Origin of the sequence: Sphingobacterium athyrii (assembly GCF_003071065.1) — a bacterium.
Taxonomy (GTDB): domain Bacteria; phylum Bacteroidota; class Bacteroidia; order Sphingobacteriales; family Sphingobacteriaceae; genus Sphingobacterium; species Sphingobacterium athyrii.
The window spans coordinates 429,735-442,282 of record NZ_QCXX01000005.1; the positions used below are offsets into that span (position 1 = coordinate 429,735).

At 42.0% G+C, this 12,548-nt stretch carries 12 protein-coding genes; 5 read left to right on the forward strand and 7 right to left on the reverse strand.

Going from position 1 to position 12,548, the window contains the following annotated elements:
* Positions 1–24: 24 nt before the first annotated feature.
* The 4 genes from DCO56_RS19770 to DCO56_RS19785 form a co-directional block, all read right to left on the reverse strand.
* Positions 25–2,175, reverse strand: coding sequence for a sensor histidine kinase (locus tag DCO56_RS19770; RefSeq protein ID WP_108635466.1), 2,151 nt, complete (start codon positions 2,173–2,175; stop codon positions 25–27).
* 10 nt (positions 2,176–2,185) lie between these two features.
* Positions 2,186–2,950: a methyltransferase domain-containing protein gene (locus DCO56_RS19775; protein WP_108635467.1), complete on the reverse strand. Its 765-nt coding sequence runs from the start codon at positions 2,948–2,950 to the stop codon at positions 2,186–2,188.
* Positions 2,950–3,759, reverse strand: a complete 810-nt coding sequence (locus tag DCO56_RS19780) for a hypothetical protein (protein ID WP_108635468.1) — start codon at positions 3,757–3,759, stop codon at positions 2,950–2,952. Before DCO56_RS19780 ends, DCO56_RS19775 begins: the two co-directional genes overlap by 1 nt.
* A 179-nt stretch (positions 3,760–3,938) precedes the next feature.
* A complete protein-coding gene (locus DCO56_RS19785) occupies positions 3,939–5,273 on the reverse strand; it encodes a metal-dependent hydrolase family protein (RefSeq protein ID WP_108635469.1) in 1,335 nt (444 codons plus the stop codon).
* Between the two features lie 216 nt (positions 5,274–5,489).
* On the opposite strand from DCO56_RS19785, the gene DCO56_RS19790 reads away from it, so the two are divergent.
* From DCO56_RS19790 to DCO56_RS19810, 5 genes are all read left to right on the forward strand, one after another.
* Positions 5,490–6,434 (forward strand): LytTR family DNA-binding domain-containing protein, encoded by a 945-nt coding sequence (locus tag DCO56_RS19790; RefSeq protein WP_108635470.1) that lies wholly within the window; start codon positions 5,490–5,492, stop codon positions 6,432–6,434.
* 113 nt (positions 6,435–6,547) lie between these two features.
* The gene (locus tag DCO56_RS19795; RefSeq protein WP_108635471.1) at positions 6,548–7,330 is read left to right on the forward strand and encodes a CPBP family intramembrane glutamic endopeptidase; all 783 of its coding nucleotides are present in this window, start codon (positions 6,548–6,550) and stop codon (positions 7,328–7,330) included.
* A 150-nt stretch (positions 7,331–7,480) separates the two neighbouring features.
* The gene (locus DCO56_RS19800; RefSeq protein ID WP_108635472.1) at positions 7,481–8,611 is read left to right on the forward strand and encodes an SH3 domain-containing protein; all 1,131 of its coding nucleotides are present in this window, start codon (positions 7,481–7,483) and stop codon (positions 8,609–8,611) included.
* A gap of 140 nt (positions 8,612–8,751) precedes the next feature.
* Entirely contained in the window at positions 8,752–9,228 is a 477-nt protein-coding gene (locus tag DCO56_RS19805) for a hypothetical protein (RefSeq protein WP_245935875.1), read from the forward strand.
* Between the two features lie 10 nt (positions 9,229–9,238).
* Positions 9,239–9,703, forward strand: coding sequence for a hypothetical protein (locus DCO56_RS19810; protein WP_219929423.1), 465 nt, complete (start codon positions 9,239–9,241; stop codon positions 9,701–9,703).
* Positions 9,704–9,821: 118 nt separating this feature from the next.
* On the opposite strand, the gene DCO56_RS19815 is transcribed toward DCO56_RS19810, so the two are convergent.
* From DCO56_RS19815 to DCO56_RS19825, 3 genes are all read right to left on the reverse strand, one after another.
* Positions 9,822–10,604, reverse strand: a complete 783-nt coding sequence (locus DCO56_RS19815; protein WP_245935876.1) for a LytR/AlgR family response regulator transcription factor — start codon at positions 10,602–10,604, stop codon at positions 9,822–9,824.
* 147 nt (positions 10,605–10,751) lie between these two features.
* Entirely contained in the window at positions 10,752–11,819 is a 1,068-nt protein-coding gene (locus DCO56_RS19820; RefSeq protein WP_108635474.1) for a sensor histidine kinase, read from the reverse strand.
* Positions 11,820–11,826: 7 nt separating this feature from the next.
* Positions 11,827–12,441 carry a tetratricopeptide repeat protein gene (locus DCO56_RS19825; protein ID WP_108635475.1) on the reverse strand — a complete coding sequence of 205 codons (615 nt, stop codon included), beginning with the start codon at positions 12,439–12,441 and terminating at the stop codon, positions 11,827–11,829.
* Between the last annotated feature and the right edge of the window lie 107 nt (positions 12,442–12,548).

Here is a 12,548-nt window from a genome sequence, read left to right on the forward strand (position 1 = left end):
GAACTCATTGGGCTTACTTTTACGTCAATTCTTTTGTTGTATGGGGATTTGTAGCGTGAAGACTGTTCCCTCTCCTACTTCTGATTCTACAATAATCCTACCATGATGCTTGGCAATGGTATTATAGGCGATGGACATCCCTAACCCTGTCCCCTCGCCGACGTCCTTTGTCGTGAAAAAAGGTTCAAAAATACGTTCCTGAATATTTTTTGGAATACCGATGCCATTGTCTGCTATTTTAACAAAAATACTGGACAGATCCGCAGCAAGTCCAGTTTCTATCCCTAATTTCCCCCCTCCGTTATCACCGAATTTTTTGTTGATGGCATACAGTGCATTCGTTATAATATTCAGAAATACCTGGTTCAGTTTCCCTGCATGGCATTCTACCATCGGCAGGTCGCCATATTTTTTTTCGACCTCAATCGTATTATTGATCAAGCTGTTCAGTATCACCATCGTGGACGCTATGCCCTCGTTGATATCGGCAAATTTTAATGTGTCCTCATCGACACGTGAGAAGATACGTAAACTTTTTACTATTTCAGCGGTACGATGGGCTCCATCATGCATTCCTTTCAATAGGAAATCGACTTCCGTCTTCAGATAGTCAATGTCCAGATCATCCTTGAATTTTTTGATCTGTAATTGTTTCTCGTCATCAGAAAGCTCCGGTGCAAAAGCAATACGTTCGACTTCGTCCAACGTGTCCCAGATCATCCTGATATCTCTTTTCAGGGGGGCTACATTCGAGGTGACGAAGTTGATTGGATTGTTGATTTCGTGTGCCACTCCTGCGGTCAACTGTCCCAACGAGGCCATTTTTTCGGCTTCAACCAATTGTGACTGGGCTTCTTTTAGATGTGTCAGTGTCATTTGTAATGACGCATTGGATTCTTTTAGTTCATGTGTTCGTTCACTGACCTTTTGCTCCAACACCATATTCTGTTCACGGATGAGCCGCTCGTTTTCTAAAGAGATCGCTAATTCTCGTAGCCTAGATTCTTCCTTTTCCTGCTTAAGTATATTGATGCTGTAGGCCAGACCAAAGGATAGCAATGCCATTTCGATTACGGAGGCAATCTGCACAGCGTTGCTTGTAAAGTTATTATAGTCTAATATTCCGTAGTCTTTTAATAAAAACACAACGGATCCTAGGAGTAAAACAGTCCATCCATAAACAAAGTATTTTGCTGGTCTATAGCCGCTTATCATAATGCGATAGGATAAGTAGAGAACAAATAAAGAGCCAGCTCCAGTGGTCACCTGCATCACAAAAAATGCGGATTGCGTTAAACTGGCTAGCGCCAGGATGGTACCAATGGCAAACAAAATAATAAAAATGATGATTATCCGTCTTGATCGCGGTGCATTTTTCTTTAATTGGAGAAATGAATCTGCAAATAAAAGCGCACTAAGCCCCGATAGACAACCAAATATCATGGGGCCTTTGGTTGCAAAGTAAGGCCAGGAAGGCCATAGATACTGAAAACTATAACCTTTGATGCCCATTTGGGTGACACCGGCACAGAGGACATATAACACGTAATAAAGGTACCCCCTATCCCTTACGGAGAAAAATAGAAAGAGATTATATATCACCATAATGAGTACTATTCCGATATAGATACCACTAATGAGGCTATCGTTATTCATCTGCGTCACAAATTGTCGCTCGCTACTCAGGTAGATGGGTAATATAATCTGCTCGGTACTTTTAATACGAATGAAAAAGTTCTTTTCAGCCCGTCTGGGCAGATGAATGTCAAATACATAGTTCGGAACTTTATATTTTCGTATGGAAAAATTTTGATGTTCCCCAAGTTTGATCGATTGGTAAGAGCCATTCCCGGACGGGCTATATAATTCAACTTCATCCAATAACGGATAGGCAATTTCTAATAGAAAATATAAATCTTGTTCGCTGCTATTTTTTATAGGGAGGCGAAACCAGACGGCGTCAGATGAGGTGCCTAAGTTTGGAACTGCACTATTTAGGGGTTGAAAGTCCGATGAAGATAAAATGGTTGAAAATGCGGGGTTCCCAGGCCCGGTATAACGCTCCAGCTGATGACCGATCAGTAGCCTTTGTCCGGGATGGTCAACAGTGAGCTGTGCTCGTGACGGGAGGCATGCGAGAATATACAGACAGATTAGGGAAAACCAGCACTTCATTTTTAGGAGGCTATTTTTTTGCCAGGGCGATGACCAGATTCATTGACACTAAAAAACAGCCAGTTTCATCCAATTGTTTCAGTGTTTGTTGGAATTCCTCAAATTCTGCTTGGCTCAATTTGCCTTTTTCGAACATCTCCAAGAGGATGCTGTCTAAAAACAGATAGCGGTTGGCTTCTTCTTTAGAGCGTGTCACCATGCAGAAAGTTTGCAGTTGAACATCTTGAAATCCATTTGCAAGGAGGTCTGTTGTCAGCTTATTGCCCGCCCAGCCGTTGTTGACTTTCTCTTCGGTCAAATAATGGCAGATCTTGGCTTCTATGCTTACATGCTGGGTGTAGAAAGTCAGGCTATTCCAGATGGTCTCAACGATAACCACAGGTTGGCCCTTGCCCAATATGCGATATACCTCACGAAACATCTTTTGTGGATCAGTCAAATGCTGGACAAGACGTTCCATCCGTACTCCGGAAACCTCCTCATCTTCGAAATCGAGCTGATATACCTCACCCTGAACGAAATTAACATTGCTGATTCCGTCGCTACCTGCTTTCGCATGATCAATCAATTTCGCATCATGGTCTACGCCGATCACCTGTACTTCGCTTCCCAGCATATTGGCCAGGTTAATAGCATCCATTCCGGTACCGCAACCCAAATCGGCAAGGAGCCCCTCTTTGATCGTTGTGAAAGGAGAATAGGATTGTATTTTTAATTGCTTGAGAAAGTCTCCGGTATCCTGTAAATAACCGGCGCCATAGTGTTTAGTGTCCATTACAAAATATTTAGATTACGTTGATCTGTTTTGAGATCTGCCGATGTGTGCTGCAAATTTTTTATGACCTCTTCAAGATCCCAACGGTCTAGGTTGGGGATGTCTATTTGATAGTGAATTTCAATTTCTTTATTTCGCAGGGTTTCTATCCGGACAATATTGGAATTGTTTCGGAGGGAGAAAATAGCTTCCTTATTTTCCTGATCGGCTTCAGTCAACGTATCCAGATTTCTCATGATCATGACTGTCGCCACTAAGTCTAATTTGGGATAGTAAAAAGTACCATTGTTACCAACGCTGGTATCTATGCGGTAACCCACACTTTCCGCCAGTTTTACCGTATATGGGGCGCACAGTGCAAATAACGATTTGATTCCGATCTGTGTACTGATGGCTGCTCCGGCCCTGGTGAGGAAAATACTCCCGATTCCATAGCCCGCGATCTCCCGCGAGTTCCATAGCCCGCAGCCTTCGCCGGTGCCATGTAAGGCGTAGTCGTATACTAAATCGTAAATCCGCGCATCCATGGCACCTGTAGCCTGTTCTATCGGCAATGGCTCACTTCCGCCGGCGGCATGTATGCGAACACCTCCATATACCTTCTCACCATCAAGAGATTCTACAATAAGGACGAATGACGCCGGATTGTACATCCATTCGTTCTTGGACGAAGTAACTTTCTTGACACCTATCGCTGTCAAGACATGGGCGTGCCCTTCTATAAAACGTTCACAGGTCTTAGGATCGTCGATAGCACGAAATGCTCTCAATCTAACTACCGGACGTCCATCGTTGAATAATAATGCCACCGAAATGCTTTAATTTATCGTTGAAACACAAAACTAATCAATAAAAAGCAAAAGGTGTTTAAAGCTTTGATAAATAAACACCTTTATGATCTGCCTTTTACAAAAAATATATGTAAGGCCGGTTCTATCCATAAAATCAATTATATTAATAGAGATCGGAACCAGCCTGGAATGAACTGTCAACGTTTTTGTAAACTATTCTTATAAATTTGTCCGTCTTTGACAATAAGGAGAAAATTTTTGTCCGGATCGGCCAGTAGTGCCAGGTCCCGGAGCGGATCGCCATTGACCAAAAGCATATCAGCCATTGCTCCCTCTTCGATCACGCCAAGTTTGCCGGGATATGGGCTCCGTAAACCCGCAAGCTGTAACAGCTCCGCATTGTCCTGGGTAACCATTTTAATGATCTCAGCATTCGTAAACCATTTTTGAAGACGGAGGATAAATGAATTTTGCAGTTCATTCAGATCTGGTTCAAAAAGGAAGTCGGTTCCCCAAGCGAGCTTAACACCGTGTTTCTTGGCCAAAGGCCATACTTTTTCCTGTCCTTCGATAACGGGCTTGCGTTTTATTCGCCTTTGCGGATCCATATCAGGTGTGTCTTCGACCAAATTTTGTAAGCTGAGCCAGATATTTTTCTCTGCAAGAAGTTGCAGCGTTTCCTCATCCAATAGCTGTCCGTGTTCGATGCACTTTACCCCTGCTTCGACCGCCCGGCGTATCGCCCTGGGGGTATAAGCGTGTACGGTAACATAAGTGCCCCAATCTTCCGCTGCTTCGACCGCCGCCTTCATCTCATCCAGGGTATATTGCGTAACATCCACGGGGTCATACGCCGAAGAGGTGCCTCCGCCAGCCATCAGTTTGATCTGACTGGCGCCGAACCGTAAATTTTCCCTGACGGCTGTCAGTACCTCATCGCGTCCGTCGGCTATAAAAGTGGCTCCATATCTTTCGGCGCGTGAAACAATGCCGAAGAATCTGCGCGATTTTTCCTCTGGCGTCCTAAAATCACCATGCCCCGCAGTTTGGCTTACCGTAGCTCCGGAAGGCCAGATCCTGGGGCCGATTAGTTTACCTTTGTCAATCGCAGCCTTCAATGGAAATATCGGTCCACCCACATCGCGCACACTCGTAAATCCACGCATGAGCATTTTCTGCGCTGATTGGCCAACCTTGTTTACCAGAAATTCCTCAGAAAGATCGTTTGTCATCATCTGTGGCATTGTAAGTGCCCCAAAGACCAAATGCACATGGGCATCAATCAAGCCGGGCAGTAATGTTTTGCCTTTGGCATCTATCTTTACAATTTCGGCTCCTGTGGTTTTAATGGGCGCAGCACTGATCGTTTGAATCGTGTTGCCGTTGATCAGAACGTGTTTCAGACCGTTAAGGCTCTGGTTTTTATAATCTATGAGTTTGACATTTTCCAAAAGGATCTGTTTCTGCTGTGCTGTTAAAACATGGGTGCTGCAAGCACAGATAAAGAAGGTAAGTACATGACGTAAACGCATAATTATTAAATATAATGTGTTTAAATAATACTATGACTACAGTCATCAAACCATATAAAAGACATGTTTAATGAACTATTCCCTAAGTTAAATATAATTTGGATATTTCTTTATTATAGTGTAATAATATTTCGCCATAATTAGTCGCTAAGTATCTCTGTACGATCAAAAAGTGCTATAATCAGCGCTAAATTTTTAGTAAATTTGTCACTGATTATGATCAGTTTAACTCGATGGCTAGGGCGGCACCAACAGGTCATTCCGGAAATATTTTCACTTCGGACCTCGCTGCGGTATGCTTTTTTGCTCGGAGGATCCTGTTATCTTTTTTTAATCATTTTTCAGCCTTTTGGTACCTACAATTTTGAAGATTCAGGGAAATATATACTATTGATGGGCTATGGGGGCATTTTCGCCTTATCTTATCTATTCGCTTCCGCCTTATTGGCCAACAGAAAGAAATGGACGGTAAAAAAAGAATTCCTGCGTATGCTATTGGTATACGTAGCAGCGACAATATTGAATTTTTTATACAATAGCTGTATTGTGAGCCGGGTGTCCATGCAATGGATCAACTTGCTGTATATGGGACTTTATACCCTGTCGCTCTATGTACCCATCGGACTGATTTATTTTTTAACACTCATAAAAACGGATCGGGGTAAACCGACGGAGTCTGTATCGGTCCCTTTCGCCCAGAGGCAAGTTTTGCCGATACGGGTGAGTTTACCGGCGCAGCGTATATCGAACCTCGGCGCTCATACCCCGGCTGCTCCACTATTGGCGAGCTTACCGGATCAGCATGCCGTGGTTTCTGATAACAGCACTGTTGTTTGTCTTGCTAATGGGAGCCAGCTTTTATGTTTTGGCCGACAGGATTTTATATTTGCCAAATCCATGGATAATTATTGTGAGGTCTATTTTTATGAAAATAAAATAGCCAAAAAGGAGATTATCCGGATCACATTGGGAAAGTTGGCGGAGCAATTGACAGATGCGAACATACACCGTTGCCATAGGTCATATCTGGTTAATTTCGACAAGATTCTGGTCAAGGAGGGCAATGCAAAAGGCTTCCTGTTGCGTTTCGCCGATAGGGACGAATATGCACTGGTATCGCGTTCGATGCTCCCGGCTGTAAGAGCCTACTTATTGAAATGATGCGGTTCAATTGGCTCCCTGGGATAACCGGTACCATTCATCCCTAAATCTGGCGAACCGCCACATATTTTTGTCAGTCCTGACATTGCCATATAGTTTTGTGCCAAAAAAATATGAATCCTACAAATTTCAACTTGCTTGTTTTGTTTTCCTTCTTCGGGATTTACTTTGGCTTAGATCAGGCATTTTTTACCTCCGTTCAGTCCTGGGTAATCGGCTTTGTTCACAACAGGGCCTTGGCCCACATGGTAACCTATATCCTCAGCCTGCTGCCTTTGCTCTTGGGGGCACTTTTGCTCAAGCCTAAAGATCAGGACACATTGGTGTCTAAATTTGGGGTAAATGGGTCTCCTGCATTGGGGATAGGTATCGCCGCGCTGGCAACACTTCCGATGTTTATCGGTTATGCATTTAGGTTTTCTTTGATCAGGGAACCCGATTTCAATTCATTGGTCATTAATACCTTCTCTGCGGGATTGTTTGAAGAACTCATCTTTAGGGCTTATTTTTTTGGTCTTGTTTACCGCTATACACGCCTAGGGTTTATTCCCGCTATTCTGGCAACATCGTTGGTATTTGCCTTACTGCATCTATATCAAAGCCAGGATCCGATGGAATTGGTTCTCATTTTTATGACAACATTTTTGGGATCGGTATTGTTTGCCTGGTTATATGCTGAGTGGAAGTTCAATGTTTGGGTTCCGGTAGCCCTACATATATTGATGAATCTGGCCTGGATGCTATTTAATGTTGACGAAAATGCTGCAGGCAACTGGTATGCTAATATCTTCCGCTTTTTGACGATCGCTCTAATGATCGTATTGACAGTAATCAGAGCCAAGAATAGCCATAACGGTCTCCGGGTAAACCGAAAGACACTCTGGCGCAAGGTATAAAATTCGGAAGCGAAGTTCCGGGAGTTTACATTGGCTTTTGCCCGATATCGGTAGGTTCGGTTTATAGGCATTTCCGAATTTATAGCAATAGAAGAGAACCCCTGAATACCAGTATTTTTTTTCGGCACGGGAATCGCTATCTTCACCTATATGAAAAGACTGTTATTTTTACCCGTGTATATGCTTGTCGGAAGCACTATTTTGATGGGAATGTCAAGCTGTGGTGACGGAGCAAAAAAGAAAGCTATCCGGAAGGAGGATTCGGTGCAAATGGGTGTGAGTGCGATCAAAGATACCGCGATAGCGGAGAAATTTCCGCCCTTGCCGATCATCTATGATCAGACAAAGGTCTTGAAAAATCTATATGTGATCGACCGTGCTGGCGTGGTTTTGCGTCAGGGGGCAGATGAAAATGCTCCGTCTCTTGGAAAATATCCTTTTGGAACAAAACTGGACGTGATCGGTGAGGAAGGTGAGTGGATTGCAGTGATGGATCGTATTCAACGGGATTATAAAGGGGCTAACGGTGAAGCCAATGATGTAACACAATGGGAAAAAGTATATGTGGCGAAATCTAAATTGGGCAAACAGGATAAAATAACAATATCGCCCAAGGATTTAAATATTATTGTCTCACAGACCGTAAACGGAAAAGAAAGCTATTATGAAAAAGGGCATCCATTGGATAAATATCTTTTTGTGGAATTAATAGATGAACAAACGTTTTTGGCCGCCCGAAATACGGTAGAAAATTATCTGATCAAAGATACGCTGTCCTATACCAAAAACGGAAAGATTTTGGAACTGCCGCTGGCAAACGGGAAAAAACTGACTTTTACAGATAAGGATATAGATAATGAGCTGGAATCTAGCTATTCGTACATGGGGCATTACGATTTTCTGAATGCTTTTGCCGTAGCGGGCAACTATTGGGAAAGTGCTGATGTACGCCTTTTTGATCGGCAGGATGGTCATCTTATTGTGGAATGCGGCGATTATCCTTTCTTTTCCGCGGATAAAAAATATTTGATGACGTTGCATGCTGATCCCTATGAATCAACGGGTGACCTACAAGTCTTCCACGTGAAACAGGGAAAGGTGATCCCGATGATTTCAGTAAGTTTTAAAGAATGGATGCCAACCTGGAAAGAGGAACTGATGTTCTGGGGTAAAGATGGGTACATCTATACCGCCGCCAACCATGTGAATGGTTATTGGGGCGAGGAAGGAAGCTTGAGTGAAAGGTCTCAGTTTATTAGAATCAAGTTGCTTAAACCTTAAGCGGTGCCAAAAAGGTGTTTTGCCGATTCAATTTGCGAGTATCAGGCTGCATGGACACTATTTTTCTGTTTTAAGTAAAACTATTTTGGGACGCACCTGTTGTATTCCATAAAATAGATTATAGTTTGTAATTTAGCTGGATGAAACTAAAAACACTACTGTTATTTGCTGCGCTATGTTGTTCATTCTTTCTGGTAAAGGCCCAAAATAGGCCTTGGCGGGAGCATAACAGCTGGATCTGGGGGCCTTCAGCGGGATACCAGTACCAAAGCGGCAATTTTCTAAAAGTTTCTGGTTGGGGCCTATTTGCACCGAACGACTTTCAGTACATGAAAATCGACGCCGGTGCAAATTTCAGCTGGATGGACAACAAAACGACAGTTATTCCCGAGGTGGGCTTTACCTATTATCTAAATGACTTTGTCCTGTTCCCATTTGTTAAGGCCGAACTGACCCCTTATACCATCACTCCAAAAGTTGGAGCAAGTTTATTCTCAATCGTCGACTTGGGTATAGGCTATGGATTTGATTACAACACAAAGAAGAATTTTAGGCCGATAGATGGTTTTACGGTGTCTTTAGGGGTGAATATACCGCTGAATTTTCATCTTTATTAAATGACGGATTATGCAAAATAGAAGTATACTTTGGATAGGCTGTATGATTATTTTGCTTGCTTTTGGAAAAAAGGCAGCAGCACAGGATCATTTGATCGGTCCTACGCTGAGTTATCAATTCCAAAAAGGGAGTATTATAAAAACAGGCGCTTATTTTGCATTTCCATTTTTAGGTGATAATATCTTGCGGGCAGATGTCACAGCCAACTTCACCTGGACTCAAAAGAAATTTGCGGTTATTCCAGAAGGGGCCATTACATATTATCCACAAACGTATGTGTTGACTCCATTTGTACGTGCGGAAGTGACGCCTTATACCTTTACCCCAAAACTTGGTGTCAGTCTGGCAACACTTTTGGATATTGATTTTGGATATGGTTTTTCCATCAAAGACAAAGCGGATTATCGGCCAATGAAGGGATTTGCAGTGTCTCTGAGATTCAGTATTCCGCTGAACTATAGGCTCAACATGTAACTTCTTCCGCCTTCAAGTCATCTGTCCGATTGCTCAGTGATCAAAAAGAAGATGATTCGGAAATTTTCTCTGCCTGATTACAGCGCCTCATGAATAAATGGGTGAGGTCAGCCTTCGGTTACTGATTTATCCAACTTTTGAAAGCGGCAACTTTCTCTCTCGAAACAATCAAATCGTCAGACTCGTAGTGCTTGAGGTATACTTTCAATCTGGCATTGGAGTGCACAGCGACGTTTTTTATAGCATTAAATTGCACAATGGAACTTCGGTTGATTCTGAAAAAATCTTTGGGCGACAATTGTGGCGTCAAAGCATCCAGCGTCTGGTCCAGCAGATAGGTCCCATTTTCATCGGTATATATATAGGTCCCTTTGTTTTCGCTGTAGATACATTCGATCTGCTGACTGGTTACAATTTTGAGGCTCTGTCCGATCTTGATGGTAAAACGCTCTTTAAATGTCTGGCTTGTATTTCTGAATAATGCCTCAAAAGCTGCGGGATCAAATGGAAGAACAGGGCGCCTGAACTGCAGAAATTTTTTAATTGCGTTTTCAAGTTCTTCATCTTCAATTGGCTTCAACAGGTAGTCAATGCTATTTTGCTTAAATGCCCGTAATAGATATTCATCGTATGCCGTCGTGAAAATAATGGCTGAGCTGGGTTTTATCCGTTCAAGGATCTCGAATGAAATTCCATCGGCAAGCTGAATGTCCATAAGAAGTAGGTCCGGTTCGACATTTGACAGAAACCATTCGATTGATTCTTCTACGGTCTGTAGTATCGCCATTACAGTGTAACCGAGCCCTTCCAATTTTCTTCTGAGCAGTCTCGCAGAGGGGAGTTCGTCTTCTATAATTAATATCTTCATTGCATATTCGTCCTCATTGATCATCTGATCCATGAGCTACTTGTTTAATAGTGATGTAATACCAGTCTGATTATTATCTTCAGTTGCTGCTGGTGTTTCGTTTGTTTTATTTAATGGCCTCCTGGGCCGGGCTCATCCTTATGGCAAAAATTTACAAATCTGTTTTAAATGAGCTGATTTTCATAATACCGTTTCCGGAATAATCGGTAGCCCCACAGAAAACAAATCATCGCTTTCATGTATGTATACAGGTAGACTGGATAACAATGCATATCGCTCCTGAATATTTTTCAAACCGATTCCGGAATTGCCGTTAAGTACTTTCTTTTTCTGCAGATTGTTCTCAATATATAAATAATTGTTTTTTCGATAAATCTTTAAAAAGAGCGGGCTTTTTAGTGAAATGACATTGTGCTTGATCACATTCTCGATGAGCAGCTGAAGCGAAAGCGGTAAAATAAGACCACTGATCTCGTCTTCATGAATATGTAGATCAATCTGAATACCTGCTTCAAACCGCAGGTTCAAGAGATTCAAATAGGCTTTTGAAAACGAGAGCTCTTCCTGTAAGGAAACAAGACTCTTGTCTTTGTGTTCGAGCACGTAGCGGTATATCCTTGATAGGTCTGTTGTAAACAGGCTTGCCTTTTTGGGATCTTCTTCAATAAGTCCATTCAGCACATTTAAGCTGTTGAACAGAAAATGTGGATCCAATTGGTTTTTTAAAGATTCGAACTGTGCAGTAATCTGTTGTTTTTCCTGCTCCGATTCTTTAATCTGGTAGTCTTTAAATTTTTTGTAAAAATAAAAACCAAAGAAGACCATGGAAATAAATAATGAGGATACAGCAATCTGAAAATAGTAGACAATATGCTGTTGGCCTACAAAATTATAGAAGCGCTTTGAAAAGTTTTTTGAGCTGTTGACTATGAATAAATCAGAGAAAAAGGCATTAACAATAAAAACAACAAGTATGGTCAAGATAATGCTTCCAGTATAAATGAAAACCATCTTTTTCCCAAAATCTTTATTGGCAGGGTATTTCTTTGTTGCCCATTTTGAGAGATAGTTATTGCCAAGAAATAGAATAAATCCATACGATAAACCTCTAGCCATATTAGGATGCAATATGATGGAAAGCCAAGGGGTATCTTTATGATCAAGTTTGGCCACGATTCCAAAATAGATGCAAATAACCATACTTGCCAGTATGGCCTGAATGATGGCTTTAAATGGTGCTTTCTTCACAGCAATATTATTTGCACGTTTTCAGTAATTGTTCTGCCCGGTCTTTACCCCATGAGGGCGCAAATAGGACAGTCACTTTTTCTTCATTGAATAAAGATAGTGCTTTCTTCACGTCCTCACATTCTTTACTGCTGTCCTTATTGAAATATTTTTTTGCGTTCATTTGGAATTCGGCTAATCCTAACACCGCACGAGGATTATTGGGTGTTATTGCTAGCGCTTTTTTGTATAATCCGATAATGACCGGCGATAGGTCTTTGGCTTTTGTCATTGGATCCGTTACCATTAATGCTGTTGTGTTCATTGCTTTCAATACCAGCCATTCTGAATTATTTTCCTGTGCACCGTTGTTCAGGATGACTTCGGCAGATTGTATATATTTTGCCTGCGCTTCCTTGTCTTTTTCCCTGAAAGCGGCTGTTGTCAGGATCATGGCCTGATAATAAGCCGGAATCCAATTGTCTTTTTCCGCTTGGCTAATACGTTCCAGTAGTGCGGAGGCTTTCTGTATATCTCCTGTCTTCCACAAACTCATGGCTTGTCCCATGTTTTTTTCGTAATTGCTTTGAGCAAATGCTGTGCTGCTGATTAAGCAGACAATGATAATAGCAATTGATTTCATAACATCTCTTTTAATAGTTGACATTTTTTTTATCTCGTTGGTCCTCATCTTGTTGAACTTCGGTAAAATTGCCGATAGTCGCTGACAAAAAGGAATAATTTTGGATG

Excerpts from the sequence above, each read along its gene's own strand:
- DCO56_RS19770 (WP_108635466.1), bottom strand. The coding sequence starts at position 2,175 with ATGAAGTGCTGGTTTTCCCTAATCTGTCTGTATATTCTCGCATGCCTC.
- DCO56_RS19775 (WP_108635467.1), bottom strand. The coding sequence starts at position 2,950 with ATGGACACTAAACACTATGGCGCCGGTTATTTACAGGATACCGGAGAC.
- DCO56_RS19785 (WP_108635469.1), bottom strand. The coding sequence starts at position 5,273 with ATGCGTTTACGTCATGTACTTACCTTCTTTATCTGTGCTTGCAGCACC.
- DCO56_RS19790 (WP_108635470.1), top strand. The coding sequence starts at position 5,490 with ATGATCAGTTTAACTCGATGGCTAGGGCGGCACCAACAGGTCATTCCG.
- DCO56_RS19795 (WP_108635471.1), top strand. The coding sequence starts at position 6,548 with ATGAATCCTACAAATTTCAACTTGCTTGTTTTGTTTTCCTTCTTCGGG.
- DCO56_RS19800 (WP_108635472.1), top strand. The coding sequence starts at position 7,481 with ATGAAAAGACTGTTATTTTTACCCGTGTATATGCTTGTCGGAAGCACT.
- DCO56_RS19805 (WP_245935875.1), top strand. The coding sequence starts at position 8,752 with ATGAAACTAAAAACACTACTGTTATTTGCTGCGCTATGTTGTTCATTC.
- DCO56_RS19810 (WP_219929423.1), top strand. The coding sequence starts at position 9,239 with ATGCAAAATAGAAGTATACTTTGGATAGGCTGTATGATTATTTTGCTT.
- DCO56_RS19815 (WP_245935876.1), bottom strand. The coding sequence starts at position 10,604 with ATGGATCAGATGATCAATGAGGACGAATATGCAATGAAGATATTAATT.
- DCO56_RS19825 (WP_108635475.1), bottom strand. The coding sequence starts at position 12,441 with ATGAAATCAATTGCTATTATCATTGTCTGCTTAATCAGCAGCACAGCA.